The organism is Diaminobutyricimonas sp. LJ205 (genome assembly GCF_009755725.1).
GTDB lineage: Bacteria > Actinomycetota > Actinomycetes > Actinomycetales > Microbacteriaceae > Ruicaihuangia.
This window is the reverse complement of record NZ_CP046619.1, coordinates 2,261,941-2,279,962: the sequence shown is the minus strand read 5'-3', so window position 1 is coordinate 2,279,962 and position 18,022 is coordinate 2,261,941. Positions and strand designations below refer to the sequence as shown.

General features: G+C 66.2%; 15 protein-coding genes. 14 read left to right on the top strand and 1 reads right to left on the bottom strand.

The window, feature by feature from the left end:
* Positions 1 to 40: 40 nt before the first annotated feature.
* From GO591_RS11105 to GO591_RS11045, 13 genes are all read left to right on the top strand, one after another.
* The gene (locus tag GO591_RS11105) at positions 41 to 982 is read left to right on the top strand and encodes an ABC transporter permease (protein ID WP_157156874.1); all 942 of its coding nucleotides are present in this window, start codon (positions 41 to 43) and stop codon (positions 980 to 982) included.
* Positions 979 to 2,778, top strand: a complete 1,800-nt coding sequence (locus tag GO591_RS11100; protein ID WP_157156873.1) for a dipeptide/oligopeptide/nickel ABC transporter permease/ATP-binding protein — start codon at positions 979 to 981, stop codon at positions 2,776 to 2,778. Before GO591_RS11105 ends, GO591_RS11100 begins: the two co-directional genes overlap by 4 nt.
* The gene (locus GO591_RS11095) at positions 2,775 to 3,638 is read left to right on the top strand and encodes an ATP-binding cassette domain-containing protein (protein ID WP_157156872.1); all 864 of its coding nucleotides are present in this window, start codon (positions 2,775 to 2,777) and stop codon (positions 3,636 to 3,638) included. Before GO591_RS11100 ends, GO591_RS11095 begins: the two co-directional genes overlap by 4 nt.
* 69 nt (positions 3,639 to 3,707) lie before the next feature.
* Positions 3,708 to 4,757: a LacI family DNA-binding transcriptional regulator gene (locus GO591_RS11090; RefSeq protein WP_198295461.1), complete on the top strand. Its 1,050-nt coding sequence runs from the start codon at positions 3,708 to 3,710 to the stop codon at positions 4,755 to 4,757.
* Positions 4,758 to 4,853: 96 nt separating this feature from the next.
* Positions 4,854 to 5,714: a sugar phosphate isomerase/epimerase family protein gene (locus GO591_RS11085; RefSeq protein ID WP_232466155.1), complete on the top strand. Its 861-nt coding sequence runs from the start codon at positions 4,854 to 4,856 to the stop codon at positions 5,712 to 5,714.
* A 38-nt stretch (positions 5,715 to 5,752) separates the two neighbouring features.
* Positions 5,753 to 6,745: a zinc-dependent alcohol dehydrogenase gene (locus GO591_RS11080; RefSeq protein WP_157156871.1), complete on the top strand. Its 993-nt coding sequence runs from the start codon at positions 5,753 to 5,755 to the stop codon at positions 6,743 to 6,745.
* Between the two features lie 72 nt (positions 6,746 to 6,817).
* Complete coding sequence (gene uxaC / locus GO591_RS11075) at positions 6,818 to 8,218, top strand: glucuronate isomerase (protein ID WP_157156870.1); 1,401 nt, start codon at positions 6,818 to 6,820, stop codon at positions 8,216 to 8,218.
* Positions 8,215 to 9,606: a mannitol dehydrogenase family protein gene (locus tag GO591_RS11070; RefSeq protein WP_157156869.1), complete on the top strand. Its 1,392-nt coding sequence runs from the start codon at positions 8,215 to 8,217 to the stop codon at positions 9,604 to 9,606. Before uxaC ends, GO591_RS11070 begins: the two co-directional genes overlap by 4 nt.
* Positions 9,607 to 9,684: 78 nt before the next feature.
* Positions 9,685 to 10,452 carry a VOC family protein gene (locus GO591_RS11065; protein ID WP_157156868.1) on the top strand — a complete coding sequence of 256 codons (768 nt, stop codon included), beginning with the start codon at positions 9,685 to 9,687 and terminating at the stop codon, positions 10,450 to 10,452.
* 156 nt (positions 10,453 to 10,608) lie between these two features.
* Positions 10,609 to 12,390 (top strand): beta-glucuronidase, encoded by a 1,782-nt coding sequence (uidA, locus tag GO591_RS11060; RefSeq protein WP_157156867.1) that lies wholly within the window; start codon positions 10,609 to 10,611, stop codon positions 12,388 to 12,390.
* Positions 12,391 to 12,435: 45 nt separating this feature from the next.
* Positions 12,436 to 13,866 (top strand): glucuronide transporter, encoded by a 1,431-nt coding sequence (uidB, locus tag GO591_RS11055; protein WP_232466154.1) that lies wholly within the window; start codon positions 12,436 to 12,438, stop codon positions 13,864 to 13,866.
* Between the two features lie 38 nt (positions 13,867 to 13,904).
* Positions 13,905 to 15,143, top strand: coding sequence for a D-mannonate dehydratase ManD (manD, locus tag GO591_RS11050; protein WP_157156866.1), 1,239 nt, complete (start codon positions 13,905 to 13,907; stop codon positions 15,141 to 15,143).
* Positions 15,140 to 15,670: a gluconokinase gene (locus GO591_RS11045; protein ID WP_232466153.1), complete on the top strand. Its 531-nt coding sequence runs from the start codon at positions 15,140 to 15,142 to the stop codon at positions 15,668 to 15,670. The genes manD and GO591_RS11045 overlap by 4 nt, the downstream gene beginning before the upstream one ends.
* A gap of 85 nt (positions 15,671 to 15,755) precedes the next feature.
* Here GO591_RS11045 and GO591_RS11040 read toward each other — a convergent pair whose 3' ends face one another.
* Positions 15,756 to 16,535 carry a FadR/GntR family transcriptional regulator gene (locus GO591_RS11040; RefSeq protein ID WP_157156865.1) on the bottom strand — a complete coding sequence of 260 codons (780 nt, stop codon included), beginning with the start codon at positions 16,533 to 16,535 and terminating at the stop codon, positions 15,756 to 15,758.
* 135 nt (positions 16,536 to 16,670) lie between these two features.
* Between GO591_RS11040 and GO591_RS11035 the strand changes: the two genes are divergently transcribed.
* Entirely contained in the window at positions 16,671 to 17,966 is a 1,296-nt protein-coding gene (locus GO591_RS11035) for an ABC transporter substrate-binding protein (protein ID WP_232466152.1), read from the top strand.
* The last annotated feature ends 56 nt before the right edge of the window (positions 17,967 to 18,022 follow it).

Here is an 18,022-nt window from a genome sequence, read left to right as displayed (position 1 = left end):
CGGATCCCACCCAGATCCACCCACATGCAACGGAGCAGCCGTGGTCACTTTCGTCTCAAGACGCCTCGCATCGGGCGTCGTCATGCTGGTCGCAATCAGCTTCCTCACCTACACGCTGCTGTTCTTCTCCGGCACCAACATCGCCCGTAACATCCTCGGCGACCTGGCGACCGAAGAACAGATCGCCTTGAAAGAAGCCGAACTCGGCCTCGACCAGCCCCTCTTCGCGCGCTTCTTCGGCTGGGCCGGAAGCGCGATCACCGGAGACCTCGGCCGTTCCTGGTTCGGCTCCGAGACCGTCGCGCAAGCGCTGACCAACCGACTCCCGGTCACCCTCACGCTGATGATCGTCTCGATCGTGCTCGTTGCGATCGTGGCCACCCTGCTCGGCATGGCCGCCGCGGTGAAGCGCGGCTGGATCGACCGGACCGTGCAGGTGGCAGCGGTCATCGGAGACGCGATCCCCGGCTTCGTGCTCGCCATCATCCTCGTCTCGATCTTCGCCATCCAGCTCGGGTGGTTCCCCGCGATCTCCAGCATCGGACCAGGAGTCGGTGCCGATGCGTGGATCGCGTCGATGACGCTGCCCGTGATCGCCATCGTCATCAACTACGTCACCTCGAGCGCCCAGCAGATCCGCAGCGCTGTGCTCAAGCAACTCGAGCGCGACTACGTGCGAACCCTGCGCAGTCGCGGCATCGGCGAACGGGAGATCTTGTTCAAGCACGTGCTGCGCAGTGCCGCCCCCGCCGGCCTCACCGTGCTCAGCCTGCAGTTCGTCGGCCTGCTCGGCGGCGTTGTCATCCTCGAGCAGATCTTCGCCCTGCCGGGCATGGGCGCCCTCGCGGTCAACGCAACCACCATCGGCGACATCCCGATCGTGATGGGCGTCGTGCTCTACACCGTGGTGATCGTGATCATCGTCAACCTCGTCGTCGACATCGTCAACGGCTGGCTCAACCCCAAGGTGCGTGTCTCATGAGCGAACCAATCGACATCCCCGGCCAGTCCGGCGTCGTCATCCGATCCTCAATCTTCAAGCGGATTCTGAAGAACCCCCTTGGCATCGTCGCGGTCGTGGTGCTTGGCATCATGCTGCTCGCGGCGGTGTTCGGCCCGATGCTCGCGCCGTTCGACCAGAACTTCGCCAACATCACGAACACGTTGGGCGAGCCGAGCAGCGAGAACCTGCTGGGTACTGACAGCGCCGGTCGTGACGTGTTCAGCCGGCTGCTCTTCGGCACGCAGCTGACACTGTTGTCCGCACTGTTGTGCGCCGCGGTTGCCATCGCCATTGGCTTGCCCGCCGGCCTCATCGCCGGGTACTACGGCGGCAGCTTCGACTCCAGTGTGAACTGGATCGCCGGCCTGCTGATGAGCCTGCCCGGCATCATCGTCCTGCTCACCGTGCGCGCGGCCTTCGGCCCGTCGGTCTGGATCTCGATGATCGTCTTCGGTGTGCTGCTGAGTCCCGGATACTTCCGCCTCACGCGGACCGCCGTGCAGTCGGTGCGGAACGAGCTCTACGTCGATGCCGCCCGGGTCGCGGGCCTCAGCGATGGGCGCATCATCGCCCGCCACATCATGTCGGTCGTCCGAGCGCCGATCATCATCCAGACAGCGATCGTCTGCGGCGTCGCCATCGCCGTGCAGTCCGGACTTGAATTCCTGGGGCTGGGTGACCCGGCCACCGCGACCTGGGGGGTGATGCTGAGCGACGGCTTCCGCAACATCTATCTCAGCCCGCTCCTGATGCTCTGGCCCACCCTGGCTATCGGCGTCACGGTGGGAGCGTTGGTGCTGCTCGGGAACGCCGTCCGGGATGCACTCGAGGACGGCCAGAAGATCAAGAAGCCGCGGAAGGTCGTCGACCGGTCCGCCCCGCGCACCACCGGGCGGCTTCGCAAGATCGTCCCCGCCGTCCAGGTGGGAACCGAGCAGCACCTGCTCAAGGTGACCGGCCTCGCCGTCGGCTATCCGCAGGCGGATGGCTCGATCAAGAAGGTCGTGGATGACGTGTCCCTGCACGTCGACCGCGGCGAAGTGCTCGGGATCGTCGGCGAGTCCGGGTCGGGCAAGTCGCAGACCGCCTTCTCGATCCTCGGGCTGCTGCCTGACACCGCCCGCATCGTCGGGGGAGCGATCCAGTTCGACGGCAAGTACACGGTCGCTCCCGGTGACGACGTGGTCTCCCAGCAGCGGCTCGCTGAGTTGCGCGGCAAGCGCATCTCGTACATCCCGCAGGAACCGATGTCGAACCTCGACCCTGCCTTCACGATCGGCTCACAGCTCGTGCGGCCGATGGTCAAGGTGCTCAGGATCTCGAAGGCGGAAGCGACCCGGCGGGCACTGGAACTGCTCGACAAGGTCGGCATCGCGAACCCGCAGCGCACCTTCGACGCGTACCCGCACGAGGTCTCGGGTGGCATGGCCCAGCGTGTGCTGATCGCCGGTGCTATCAGTTGCGAGCCGGACCTGGTCATTGCAGATGAGCCGACCACCGCGCTGGATGTGACCGTCCAGGCTGAAGTCCTCGACCTGCTGCGCAGGATGCAGAAAGACCTGGGCGTCGGAGTGATCCTCGTCACGCACAACTTCGGGGTCGTGGCTGACCTCGCCGATCGTGTCGTGGTCATGCAGAGCGGCCGGGTCGTCGAGGAGGGGCAGGTGCGTGACATCCTGCGCAACCCGCAGCACCCGTACACGCAGACCCTGCTGGCCTCGATGCTCGAGGACAAGACACCAATGACGAAGCTCACCCAGGAGGTGGCATCATGACCGACCGACTGCTCACCGTCGACAAGCTGGTCGTCGAGTACCCGGGCAAGGGCTTTCGAGCGAGGCCGTTCCGGGCGCTGAACAAGGTGTCGATCGCGATCGAGGCAGGCAAGACCCTCGGCCTCGTCGGCGAGTCCGGTTCAGGCAAGACCACCCTTGGCCGGGCCCTGCTCGGGCTGGCGCCGGTCACCGATGGCACGATCACCTTCGACGGCAAGGACATCTCCCACGCCAGCCGGAAGGATCGCCGCATCCTGAGCCGAGACCTGCAGGTTGTCTTCCAGGACCCGTACACCTCACTCAACCCGGCCATGGAAATCGGCGAGATCCTCGCCGAACCGATCACCATTCAGGGCGTCAGCTCCAAGGACGCCAAGGCCCGGATCCGTGAGTTGCTGGACCGGGTGGGCCTGCCACAGGACGCGGTGAACCGGCTGCCGCGCGAGTTCAGCGGCGGCCAGCGGCAGCGTGTCGCGATCGCACGGGCGCTCGCCCTGAAGCCGAAGCTCATCGTCTGCGACGAGCCGGTCAGTGCCCTGGACCTGACCACCCAGGCGCGCGTGCTCGACCTGTTCCTTGAGATTCAGCGTGATACCGGGGTGTCGTACCTGTTCGTCTCGCACGACCTCGACGTGGTGCGGCACATCAGCCACGACGTCGCCGTGATGTACCGCGGCGACATCGTCGAGCAGGGTCCCGCGTCCGCCGTGACCGCGGCCCCGGAGCATCCGTACACCCAGCGGCTGCTGCTCGCCTCGCCGGTGCCCGATCCCGATCGGCAGGAGCAGCGGCGGGCGAACCGGCTGCGGCTGCTCGCCCAGCAGGAGCAGCAAAACGAGCAGGCCGGAGCGGTCGCGTGAACACCGATTCCCGCACTCGACGCACTAGCGTTGATGGATGCTTGAGTCCTCGATGAGAAAGGAGCAGCCGTGACCATCAATGATGAACAGGCCGAGACGCCGCGCACGCCGTCATTGCGTCGCAAGACGGCCGCGACGATCTACGACATCGCCCGGCTCGCCGACGTCAACCCCTCGACTGTTTCCCGAGCCCTGAGCCAACCCGGCCGGATCAACATCAAGACCGAGGAACGTATCCGCGCCGCGGCGAAGCAGCTCAACTACCGGGTCAACCCGATCGCGCGAGCGCTGCCGACCGGCCGCACCTTCACTCTCGGCCTGATCGTCGCGGACATCACCAACCCGGTGATGTTCGGTGTCGTGCGAGGTGCCGAGCAGGCCGCCGCCGCAGCGGGGTACACGCTCGTCATCGCGGAATCCCAGGAATCCGGGGAGCGGGAAGCGACCGCAGCAGAACGCGTCATGCCGTCGGTCGACGGACTCGTGCTCGGAACCTCTCGGCTCAGTGACGACAAGATCCGCGAACTGGCCGAGCGAACGCCGCTGGTGCTCATCAACCGCGACGTTGAGGGCGTGCCGAGCGTATTGCCCGACCTCCGACCCGGGATCGAGCAGGCCATCCACCACCTGCACAGCCTGGGTCACACCCGGATCGCGTACCTGGCAGGTCCGGAAACATCCTGGATCAGCGGGCGACGCGGTGAAATGATCGCCGTGGTCGCGGCCGAGCAGGGGATGGACCTTGTCGAGATCGGGCCGGGCGTTCCCAGGGTCGACGGCGGACGTGCCGCATACTCCAGCGTCGCCCTCGCTGGCGTGACCGCGGTGTTGGCCTATAACGACTTGATGGCGATCGGACTCATGCGCGAGATCGCGGAGCGCGGGGCGGCAGTGCCGACCGTGCTCAGCGTTGTCGGCTTCGACGACATTTTCGGTGCAGACTTCACAACGCCGCCGCTGACCACCATCCGCACGCCGCTTGACGAGGCCGGCCGCCGCGCCGTGTCCACGCTGCTTGGCCGGATCGGCTCAGGCGATGAGCTGCTGCCCACCGAACTGGTGATGCGCGCCTCGACCGGGACGCCTCCGGCGACCCGCCTGCTGGACCTCACGAACTGACAAGACCTGCCGCCCAAGCGCGAGTAGTGCGTTTGCGATGGCAACCGGTTTCCATTCGGAAACCAGAGAAACAACCGAAATTCAAAGGAGAAACACGTGGCCAAGATCGGCGTGCAGGCAATGATGCTCAAGGGCAGCATCGAAGAGGTCGGCGCATTTGAGACCTTGCGAAAGATCAGCGAGATCGGCTACCACGCCGTCGAGATCTCGCAGATCCCGATGACCGAACAGAACGTCGCTGAGCTTGACCGCGCGCGCACCGAACTGGGCATGGACATCGCCTCGCTCTCGGCCGGACTCACCAAGCCGGTCGGGATGCCGGGGGAGTCGCTCACCGACGATTTCGACAAGATCGTGGCCGACTGCAAGAAACTTGATGCCTCAATGGTGCGGATCGGCATGCTGCCATTCGACGCGATGGCCTCACTCGACAAGGTGCTCGACTTCTGCGACCGCACCAACGAGGTCGCCGAACGCCTGAACGAACACGGCATCGGGCTGTACTACCACAACCACCACATCGAGTTCGCGAAGTACGACGGCCGCTTCCTGCTCGACATCATCGCCGACCGCGCGCCCCGGGTCGGACTGGAACTGGACGTGCACTGGCTGCAGCGCGGCGGCGTGAATCCCGTCGCGGTGATCGAGCAGTACGCCGGCCGCGTGAAGATGGTGCACCTCAAGGACTACCGGATCGGGCAGATGCCAGACAGTGCCTTCGAAGCGCTGGGCAACGGTGACTTCCCGGCATTCATGGCGGCGTTCACCGGCGTCGTCCAATTCGCCGAGGTGGGGGAGGGCAACCTGGACTTCCGCGCCATCATCGAGCAGTCGCTGGCAAGCGGTGCCGAATACCTGCTCGTCGAGCAGGACGACCTCTACGGCCGAACCGTGTTCGAGGCTCTGCAGACCTCCTACGACAACCTCGTCGCCCTCGGCTACGCCGATCTCTTCTGAGCACCGCTGTGCACCCGAAATTGACCACTGGAGAAGTTGTGAATAACACTGATTACCGGATCGTCTTCGCAGGCAAGGATGACTGCCAGATCGAGGAATTCGTGCCGGTAGCCCCGGCTGAAGGGGAGGTCCGGGTCAAGAACATCGTGTCGCTGATGAGCGCGGGCACGGAGCTTGCCGTACTCCGCAAGACCCACCGCGCCTACACGACGGGCGGGTTCATGGAGAAGTGGATCCAGTACCCGTTCTACCCGGGCTACGCGGCAGTCGGCCGGGTCACCGAGGTGGGCAGCGGCGTGACAGGGCTCAGCGTCGGGGATGTCGTCTGGCACTCCGGCCAGCACGCGACCTCCGGCACGATTCGAGCGGATGTCTGCGAGCTGGTGCCCGAAGGGATTGCCCCCGAGGATGCGGTGTTCTTCGGCCTGGTGCAGATCGCGATGACCGCGGTTCGCCGGGCACCGATCGTGCTCGGCGAGTCGGTGCTGGTCAGCGGCCTGGGGCTGGTGGGAGTGCTGTGCTCACGCCTCTACCAGATCGCCGGAGCCGACCTCGCGGTCGCCGACCTCTCCACGGGACGGTTGGAACGGGCGGAGCGGATGGGCGCGAGTTCGGTCGTCAACCTCTCGGAAACATCGCTGGTGGACTGGTACGAATCGCGGCCGGACCAGCGCCCCGACGTCAGCATCGAGGCAGCCGGTGTCGAAGCCAACATCGATGCGTGCCTGAAGGCCACCAAGAACGGTGGCCGCGTCGTCCTGCTGGGAAGCCCGCGGCGGCCGATGGAGATCGACCCGTACACCGACATCCATTTGAAGGGATTGACGGTCATCGGCGCGCACACCATGTCGGTCGATGCCGCCACCCGGGCGAAGGACGTGCCTTACCTGTTCGCTCTCTGCGGGGGCCCGCTAGGCCTGGACAGCATCCGAACCCATGTGCTGCCGTTCACCGACGCTCCGCGCCTGTACGACGGGATCGAACGCGACCTCGATGAGTACCTCGGCGTCGTGCTTCGCTACGAGGACTGACCCAGCCCGGACGAATAAACTTGGCAACCGGTTGACATATGGATTGCCCCGCGTTTCACTGAAGGAGTGCCAATGACGTTGCAGCTTGACCCCGATCGCCTGTTCCCCACCGACCCCGCCACCCGGGATGTCGCGCGCGGACTCTATGAACGCGTGGCCGAGCTGCCGATCATCTCGCCGCACGGGCACGTAGCGCCCAGCCTGCTGCTCGATGACGAACCGTTCCCTGATGCCGCGAACCTGTTCCTCACTTACGACCACTATGTGTTCCGGCTACTGCATGCCGCCGGAGTCGACCTGGTGAACCTCGGGGTTGGCACGAGTGCCCCGGTCGACCCGCGCGCCGCCTGGCGGATCTTCTGCGAGCACTGGCACCTGTTCGCCGGCACCGCCTCGGGCTACTGGCTGACGCACGAGCTGGTCACCCTGTTCGGAATCGACGTGGAACCGAGCGCCCAGACATCCGACGCCATCTTCGACACCATCGCCCGCCAGCTGGAAACCCCGGCATACCGGCCGCGCGCACTGTTCGAACGGTTCGGCATCGAGGTGCTCGCCACCACCGATGACCCGATGGACGACCTCGCCATGCACGCGGCGCTCGCCGCGGACTCGAGCTTCCGTGGGCGGGTGCTACCGACGTTCCGGCCCGACGCATACCTCGACCCGGCCTCGCCGCTGTTCGCCCAGAAGGTCGCCGCACTCACCGAGTGGAGCGGCACGCCGGTCGACGACTTCACCGGCTACCTGCGCGCCCTGGAGGGGCGCCGCGCCTACTTCATCGAGCACGGGGCCGTCTCCGCCGACCACGGCGTGGACGAACCGCTCACGGTCGACCTGGATGAGACCGACGCCGCAGCGTTGTACAAGCGCGCGGTGCGCGGCGAACTGTCGACCGAGGAGGCACGCACCTTCCGGGGCCACATGCTGCTGCAGATGGCCCGGATGAGCGTCGCCGACGGACTCGTGATGACGATCCACCCCGGCGTGTACCGCAACCACAGCACCGAGACGTTCAACCGATTCGGCCCGGACACCGGGCACGACATCCCATTCCAGACCAGCTACACCGAGAACCTGCGGCCGCTGCTTGAGAAGTACGGCCTCGAGAAGAACCTGCACGTGGTGCTGTTCACCATCGACGAGACCGGTTTCTCGCGTGAGATCGCGCCGCTCGCCGGCTTCTACCCGAGCCTCTACATCGGCGCGCCGTGGTGGTTCATCGACGCCCCGGATGCGGTGCTGCGCTTCCGCGCCGCGGTCACCGAGACCGCCGGTTTCTACCGCAGCTCGGGATTCATCGACGACACCCGCGCGTTCCTGTCCATTCCCGCCCGCCACGACATGGCCCGCCGGCTCGACTCCGCCTTCCTCGCCCGCCTGGTGCGCGAGGGCCGGGTCTCGCAGTCGATGGCCGACCGGATCATCGTCGACCTCACCGACTCGCAACCCCGAAAGGTCTTCAAGCTGTGACCACCCCGCTCAACCGTTCCACCTTCGCCGAGCAGGCCGGCCGCAGCGCCGACGCGGCGCCCGAGCGAATCGTGCACATCGGGCTCGGTGCCTTCCACCGCGCCCACCAAGCCTGGTACACGGATACCGCGACTGACGCCGCCGACTGGGGCATCACCGCGTACACCGGCCGCAGTCCGAAGGCCGCCGAAGAACTCGCCGCCCAGGACGGCCTCTACAGCGTGCTCGAGCGCGCCGTCGATGGCGACCGGGTCAGCGTCGTCGGGAGCATCTCCCGCGCCGTCGACGGGGCCCGCGTCGACGACCTCGTCGGCCGGCTCGCCGCCACTGAGACCGCCCTCGTCACGCTGACCATCACCGAGGCCGGCTACCGACTGACCGCCGATGGGCAGCCGGATGCCTCGGACGAGCAGGTCGCCCGCGACATCGAGTGGCTCAGCACCAACCTGACCGCCGCGACCGTCGACCTCAGCAATGCACCCGGCTCGACCCTCGCCCGCGTTCTCGCCGGCCTCGAGGCACGCCGGCGGGCCGGCGGTGAACCGATCGCGATCGTGCCCTGCGACAACATGCCGGACAACGGCCCGCTTGTGCGCAGCGGACTGCTCGCGCTCGCCGAGCGTGTCTCGGATGACTTGCGTGAGTACGTCGATCAGCGGGTCAGCTTCGTCTCCACCTCGGTCGACCGGATCACCCCGAAGACCACCCAGGAGGACATTGACGCGGTCGCCGCGCTCAGCGGATTCACCGACGCCGCCCCGGTGGTCACCGAGCCGTTCCGCGACTGGGTGCTGAGCGGAGACTTCCCGGCCGGACGACCCGCCTGGGAGACCTCCGGCGCCCGATTCGTCGACGACATCGAACCGTTCGAGCGCCGCAAGCTGTGGCTGCTGAACGGCGCGCACAGCCTGCTGGCCTACGCCGGCACCGCACGCGGGCACGACAGCGTCGCCGACGCGATCGGCGACCCGATCGCACGCGAATGGGTTGAGCAATTCTGGACCGAGGCATCCGCTCACCTGCCCGAGGGTCTCGACCTCGACAGTTACCGGTCCGCGCTGCTCGACCGCTTCGACAATGGCCGGATCCAGCACCGGCTCGCCCAGATCGGCATGGACGGGGTCACCAAGCTACGGGTGCGCATCGCGCCGATCCTGCTCGCCGAGCGGGCTGCCGGTCGCGACGGAGACGGCTCCGCCCGAGCCCTCGCCGCCTGGGTGCGGGCCGTGCGAGCGGGCAACGTGCCCGCCGACCGCGCCGAGGAGAAGGTCAAGGCTGCGGCATCCGAATCCGGAATCGCGCCGCTGCTGGCCGTGGTCGACCCGAACCTCGCTGCCGACCCCGAGGTCGTCAGTGCGGTCGAGGCGCGGCTCGCCGATTTCGCCTGACCCAACCCCGCTGGTCGGGCTTGCCGAGACCGGTCTCGGCAAGCCCGACCAGCGAATTCACCTGAGAGGCGTACACGCGTGATCACCGAGCTGAACCACATCGCGATCCTGACCCGCGACCTGACGGAGTCCGTGGACTTCTACGAGGGCCGACTCGGTGGCACCGTCGCCTGGACGGGAGAGGTCCCGGCCATCGGCCTGCGATTCGTCTACGTCCAGCTCGGCGGTGGATTCATCGAGCTGCTGCACATGCCCCAGGTCGCTGCCGATCGGCCGCTGGGCGTCGACCACATCGGATTCATCACCGATGATGTGGATGCTGACTTCGCTGCACTGATGGATGCGGGCTTCGAGGCGCAGCAGCAGCCGCAGACGGCCGGCAGCGGCAACGGGCGGACGGCGTTTCTGAGCGACCCGAACGGGGCGCGGGTCGAGCTGCTGCAGCGTGACACCCCGGTCCCTGATCCGTCGATCGTCTCGGACACCGTCCTCGCGATCGACCACATCGCCGTGCACGCACGCGATCTGGACGGCGCATTCCGGTTCTACCGGGACGGGCTGGGGTTGCAGCACCTGCGGACGATCAACATTCCAGATTCGGACTTCGCGCTCGGCTACGTCGGGCTGGACGGCCACGTGCTCGAACTGCACTCCTTCGGCGCACCGGCCGGTCTGGAACGCTTCCCGCACATCGCCCTGCGGGTGGGAAACCTCGACGCCGCCCTGGCCACGATCGGCGTGAACCCGGAAGCCGGCACACCGCGGCCGTTGCAGTCCGGGCCCGGCCGGATGGCGGAGATCCTCGACCCGAACGGGGTGACGCTCGAGCTGGTCGAGCGCGCGTAACGCGCCATTTGCCCCACTTTCTGGGTACGGCCTGAAAGTATTGGCAACCGTTTGCCAAAATTTTCCTGCTGTGTTTCCATTGATCATTCCCACCCCGAGCCCTTCGATTGAAGACAGGCTCCTGCAGTCGCAATCTGACGCGGAGAAAGGCGATCAATGTTGAAGCCCCAGTCCACCGGCACGCGTGAACTCAGCAACCTCGACGGGTTGTGGAAGTTCAAGGTCGATGCAGAACGCACCGGTCACGTCGACCAGTGGTGGACCGACCCGCTCGACACCCGCCTCGAGGCGCCGGTTCCCGCAAGCTACAACGACCTCTTCGCCGACTCCTCGATCCGCGACCACGTCGGCTGGGTCTGGTACCAGCGCCGCGTGCGCGTGCCCCGCGGCTGGGCCGGCCAGCGCATATTCGTGCGCCTGGACGCAGCCACCCACCAGGGCCAGGTCTACGTGAACGACCTGCTGGTTGCCGAGCACGTCGGCGGCTACACCCCGTTCGAAGCCGATGTGACCGATCTGGTCGGCGCCGGCGAGGAGTTCCTGCTGACCATCGCGGTGAACAACGAACTCACCAATGAGACCATCCCCCCTGGCACGATCACGGTCGACGAAGACGGTCGCCGCACCCAGAAGTACCTGCACGACTTCTACAACTACGCCGGCCTCGCCCGGTCGGTGTGGCTGTACAGCGTCCCCGAGGTGCGCCTCGACGACATCACCGTGACCACGGATGTCGAGGGCAGCACCGGCATCGTGAACTATGAGGCGGTCACCACCGCTCCCGCCGAGGTGCGGGTCAGCGTACGCGACGCCGCGGGACGACTGGTCGGCGAGGCATCCGGCACCAGCGGTTCGGTTCGCATTTCGGATGTCACGCTCTGGCAGCCCGGCGCCGGTTACCTGTACGACCTCACGGTCGAGACGCTGAGCGACGGCACCCCGGTTGACAGCTACACCCTGCCGATCGGCGTGCGCACGGTCGAGGTGCGCGGCACCGAGTTCCTGATCAACGGCACGCCGTTCTACTTCACCGGATTCGGCAAGCACGAGGACTCGCCGGTGCGCGGCAAGGGCCACGACAACGCCTACCTGGTGCACGACTTCCAGCTGATGGAGTGGATCGGCGCGAACTCGTTCCGCACCTCGCATTACCCGTACGCCGAAGAGGTCATGGAGTTCGCCGACCGGCACGGCATCGTCGTCATCGACGAGACCGCCGCAGTCGGCCTGAACCTCGCCATGGGCGGCGGCATCTTCGGCGGCATCAAGCAGGACACCTTCTCGCCCGAGACCATCAACGACGCCACCCAGGCTGCCCACGCCCAGGCGATCCGCGAGCTCATCGCCCGTGACAAGAACCACCCCAGCGTGGTGATGTGGTCGATCGCGAACGAGCCCTCGTCGAGCGAGAAGGGCGCCCGCGAGTACTTCGAACCGCTCGCGACGCTCACGCGTGAGCTTGACCCGACCCGCCCGGTGACCTTCGTGAACGTCATGTTCGCCACCTTCGAGAACGACCTGATCGCCGACCTGTTCGACGTCATGTGCCTCAACCGTTACTGGGGCTGGTACGTCGACACCGGAGACCTGGTCGCCGCCGAGAAGCACCTCGAGGCGGAACTGCGCGGCTGGGCCGACAAGTTCGGCAAGCCGATCATCATGACCGAGTACGGTGCCGACACCATGCCCGGCGTGCACTCCATCTTCGATTCGCCCTGGTCCGAGGAGTACCAGGTCGCCTACCTCGAGATGAACCACCGCGTGTTCGACCGCATCGACGCCTTCGTCGGCGAGCAGGTCTGGAACTTCGCGGATTTCCAAACGTCGAACGGGGTCTTCCGCGTCGACGGCAATAAAAAGGGTGTCTTCACCCGCGATCGCCGCCCCAAGGCCGCCGCGCACGCGCTGCGGAAGCGCTGGACCAACTTCGGCCAGTAGACCCGCCCGCGGCACAAAGAAAGTAAGTACCAAGCAATGAATTCAATGAAGAATCAGCCTGAGACCCTGGGCAAACTTCCCAAGATCTCGATCGTTGGTTACGGCGCCGGCGATGCGGCGAACAACCTGGCCTTCACCACGGCGACGATGTTCCTGCTCGTCTATTACACCGATGTCGCCGGCATCTCCGCCGCGGCTGCAGGAACCCTGCTGCTCGTCGTCCGCGTGTTCGACGCGTTCGCCGACGTATTCGCCGGGCGCATGGTCGACCGCTCGTACAGCAAGCGCTTCGGCAAGTTCCGGCCGTTCATCATGTTCGGCTCGATCCCGCTGTTGCTGCTGAGTGTTGCGACCTTCTCGGTGCCGCAGATCGGCGAGACCGGGATGCTGATCTACGCCTACCTGACCTACGCGGCGCTCGGCCTCGCGTACAGCCTGGTGAACATTCCCTACGGCTCACTGGCCGGGGCGATGACCCAGGACGCGGGGGAGCGGTCCAAGCTCGCAGCCGCTCGCACCATCGGTGCCGCGGTGGTTGGGGCGTTCCTGGGGATCTTCATTGCACCGCTGCTGGTACCCGATGCCGACCTGCAGACCATGTTCACCACCGTCACGCTGAGCTTCGTGGTCGTCGGCACCATCTTCTACTTCTTCACGGTGTTCACCGCCAAGGAGCGAGTCAAGCGTGACGTGAACAACGTCACGATGAAGCAGAGCTTCGAGACGCTCAGGCACAACAAGCCGCTGCTGCTGCTCTGCCTCAGCTCGGTACTGTTCCTCACCGGCATGATGGCGATGCAGACCGTGCAGCTGTACTATTTCCGCGACGTGCTCGGGGACATCGGCCTGTACCGGGTCTACGCCATCGTTCAGCTGGTGGGCACCTTCGCACTCGCTGCCATCGTGCCGACCCTGGTACGCCGGTTCGGCAAGAAGCGCTCGTACATCGCCGCGGCTGCGCTGATGATGGTGGGCGGCCTGATCGTGCTGTTCACCCCGGCGCAGAACATTCCGCTGGCGTTCGGTGGCATGGTCCTGGCGTTGCTCGGCATCATGCTGGTCAACATGCTGGTCTGGGCGCTCGAAGCTGACACCGTCGAATACGGCGAGTGGACGACCGGGGTGCGCACCGAGGGCATCACCTACGCGCTGTTCTCGTTCACCCGCAAGACCGGCCAGGCCGTCGGCGGTGCGCTTGCCGCGTACGCGATTGCGTTCGGCGGCTACCAGGCGGGTGCCGACCAGCAGACCGTGTCAGCTGAATGGGGCATCCGGGCCGCCACCGGCGGAATTCCGGCGGTGTTCGCGCTGCTCGCTATCCTGATCATGCTGATCTACCCGCTCACTGACAGGCGGCACGCAGAGATCGTCGCCGAGATCGCCGAGCGCCGCGCCGCCGGACAGACTGGACCGGCAATCAATCCCGCGCTGTCGACCGCCGCATTCAAGGTGCCGCGCTCGGACGCCCGCCCCTAAAGCCCCGATCCACCATCCAGAAGAGGAAGAAAACAACTGTGATCATCGAAAAAGCCGAGGTCATCGTCACCAGCCCGGACCGCAACTTCGTCACGCTTCGGCTGACGACGGATGACGGACTCGTCGGCCTCGGAGACGCAACCCTGAACGGGCGTGAGCTCGCCGTGGTTTCGTATCTCAAGGAGCACGTTGTGCCGCTGCTCATCGGCGTCGACGCGCACCGCATCGAGGACACCTGGCAGTTCCTCTACCGCAGCTCCTACTGGCGTCGCGGACCGGTGACCATGGCGTCCATCGCCGCCGTCGACATGGCCCTCTGGGACATCAAGGGCAAGGCGGCCGGGATGCCGGTCTACCAGCTGCTCGGTGGCGCCTCGCGCAACGGAATGATGGCGTACGGCCACGCATCCGGCAAGGAACTGCCCGAGCTGTTCGACAGCATCCGCGAGCACCAGGAGCTCGGCTACCGCTCGATCCGCGTGCAGACCGGCGTTCCCGGCCTCGAGTCGATCTACGGCATCGCCTCGAACAAGGGCCTGCCCGGCAACGAGGGCGTGCGCTACGACCACGAGCCCGCGCAGCGCGGTGCACTGCCCTCAGTGGAGGACTGGGACACCCGTTCGTACCTGCGCCACCTGCCGACCGTGTTCGAGGCGGTTCGCAACGAGTTCGGCCCCGAACTCCCGCTGCTGCACGATGGCCACCACCGGATGACGCCGCTGCAGGCCGCGAAGCTCGGCAAGTCGCTCGAGCCCTACGACCTGTTCTGGCTCGAGGACTGCACCCCGGCCGAGAACCAGGAGGCGCTGCGTCTGGTTCGCCAGCACACCACCACCCCGCTGGCCATCGGTGAGATCTTCAACACCGTCTGGGACTTCCAGAACCTCATCAAGGAACAGCTGATCGACTACGTGCGCGCAGCATCGACGCACTTCGGTGGAATCAGCCCACTGAAGAAGGTCATGGACTACGCCGCCCAGTACCAGATCAAATCCGGCTTCCATGGACCGACCGACATCTCGCCGGTCGGCTTCGCCGCGCAGCTGCACGTGGGCCTCGCCATCCACAACTACGGCATCCAGGAGTACATGCAGCACGGCGACAAGACGAACGCCGTGTTCGACCAGTCGATGACCTTCATCGACGGCTACCTGCACCCGGGCGACAAGCCCGGTCTCGGCGTCACCATGGACGTCGATGAGGCCGGCAAGTACCCGTACGAGACCGCCTACCTGCCGTACAACCGTCTCGCCGACGGCACGGTGCACGACTGGTGACGAACGAATCGACCGACACCGAGGCGCCCATCATCGTGGTGATGGGCGTTTCGGGGTCGGGTAAATCCACCATCGGTGCCCTGCTGGCCCGCGACCTCGGCGTCCCGTTCGCCGACGCCGACGACCTGCACCCGATGGAGAACATCGAGAAGATGGCCTCCGGCCAGCCGCTCGACGACGACGATCGCTGGCCGTGGCTGGCCAAGGTCGGTGACGCGCTCGCTGCAGGTCGCGGATCCGGCACGGGACTCGTGATGGCCTGCTCGGCGCTCAAGCGTCGTTACCGGGATGCGATCCGGCAGCAGGCGCCCGGCACGCTGTTCGTGCACCTGCACGGCTCGCGCGAGGTTCTCGGAGCCCGCACCGAGGGACGCAGCGACCACTTCATGCCGCCGAGCCTCCTGGACTCCCAGTTCGCCTCCCTCGAAGAACTGGCCTCCGACGAGCCGGGCTTCGTCGTTGATGTTGCCGGCACGGTGCGCGAGATCCTCGACCAGGCGGTCGCGGGCGTCCGCAGCCGCGACTAGCTGCCAGTCACCGCACCAGAAAACCCGCTCGCCGCACCCGTCATATCGGGTGCGGCGAGCGGCTTTCTGGTGGCGCGGATGCCGGTCAGGGCGAGGCCTCGACCGGGGCGTTCCGCTCCCATAATTCGGATGTCTCGGCCATCGAGCGCTCCATGATCTGGATCATCGCCCGACTGGCCGCTTCGGCGTTGCCGCTCTGGATGCCGCCCGCGACGTCGACGTGCAATTGCAGCGCCTCATGGTTCGGAAACTGGGGGATCAGGCCGTAATGGGTACGGCCGATCAGCACCTCTGAAACCAGGTCATTCAGCCGTGCGAACATCTGGTTGCCGCTCATGTCCAGCACCAGCGCGTGGAACTGGACGTCGAGCTCCAGGAACAGTTCGCTGTCGCCGCCGCGTCCGGCCGCCCAGAGCCTGCCGGCCAGCCCGACCAGGTCACTGGCCTGGGTGAGGCTCGCCCGGCTGGCGGCGAGACCGGCGGCAGCCGGCTCGATCGCGGTGCGCAGCTCGATCAGGGACTTCAGCTGGGAGAGCCGGTCGCGGCCCGCGAGTCGCCAGCGGATGACGTTGCGGTCGTACACGTTCCACTCGTCGCTCGGCAGGATGCGGTTGCCGACGCGCCGCTTCGACGTGACCATGCCCATAGCCTCGAGCGCCCGCAGCGACTCGCGGATGACCGACCGGGACACACCGTAGTGCCGTTCGAGTTCCTCGGTGGTGATGGTGCTGTCGGCGGCGAGCCGGCCTTCGCAGATGGCCTGACCGAGGGCATCGAGCACCCGATTGTGCAGCGCCGACAGGTCGGTCACGGGCTGGGCGGCCGCCACTGCGGCGTCCGGGCTCGGTTTTGCAGGCGCATCCATTGGCAAATCATACCCAAAGCCACATCCGGTTGAATAAATCAGATCATTAAGGCTATTCTCCCTCATTGAGGCAGACGTAAGGATGCGACTGCCCTGGTGCCTGGCGATGACGCTGGCACCCGGAATGGAGGCAATGTGAAGAAGCACAGCAGCATTCGCGTCGCCGGTGTTGTCACCGCGGCAGCGCTCGCGGCAGCAACTCTGGTTTCGTGCAGTTCGACCAGTGGTGACGAGGGCTCGGACGTCCTCAACGTCACTCTGGCGAACCACGTCTGGACGGACATCGTCAAGGAGGCTCTGCCGGAGTTCGAGGAAGAGACCGGCATCAAGGTCACCCTCACCCAGCTCGGCGAGGACCAGCTGTCCGACCAGTACAACGTCAAGCTCAACGCCGGAACCGATGAGATCGACGTGATGATGTACCGCCCGCTCCAGGAGGGCAAGCTGTTCGCGCAGAACGGCTACCTCGCCGAGATCTCCGACTCGGTCGGCGAGAACGCCGAATGGGACTGGGACGACTTCCAGGCCGGTCCGGTCGGGGCGACTACCTTCGAGGGTGAGGTCGTCGGCGTGCCGATCATCACCGAGCGTGAGGTGCTCTACTACCGCAAGGACCTGCTTGAAGCAGCCGGACTCGAGGTTCCGACCACGCTCGAGGAGCTCGAGGAAGCGGCCGAAACCATCGCAGCGGCGAACCCCGGCATCGCCGGATTCGTCGCCCGCACCGGTGTCTCGGCTGCGGTGACCCAGTTCTCCAGCTTCCTGCACTCCAGCGGCGGCGACTTCTTCGACGAGGACGGCAACGCCACCCTCGACACCAAGGAAGCCCGCAAGGCGTACGAGCTGTACGGGCGCCTGATCCGTGAACACGGGCCGGAGAACGTCAGCACCGACATGAGCTGGCCGGAAGCCATGGCAATCTTCACGCAGGGCAACGCAGCGTTCTACACCGAGGCCGACAGCCTTTACAAGAACGCCGCCGACCCGGCCAACTCGACCGTCTCCGAGACGGTCGGCTTCGCCCAGTTCCCCGCCGGTGACGAGGGCTCGCGCGCCTACAACGTGCCGTCGTGGGCGCTCGGCATCAACGCCGCGTCAAGCAACTACGACAACGCGTGGAAGTTCATCGAATGGGCGACCAGCAAGGAGAAGACCCTCGAGATCCAGCAGGCCGGCGTTCCCGGTCCGCGCACCTCGGTCTGGGAGGACCCGGCCGGCGTCGAGACCTACCCGGCCGACCTCGCCGAGGCGATCCTCGCCAGCGCCGAGACCGGTGTCGGCTACGACCGCCCGCTCGTGATCTCGGTTGCCGAGGCCCGCGAGATCGTGGGCGCGCCGATCGTGACCTCCATCACCGGTGGTGACCTCGATGCGGCAATCGCCGCCGCCCAGGCGAAGTTCCAGGAATTCCTGGACGAAGAGAACGAGTAACACACGGATGTGGCGGGCCTGCTCATCAGGCAGGTCCGCCACACCCGCCCCAACCA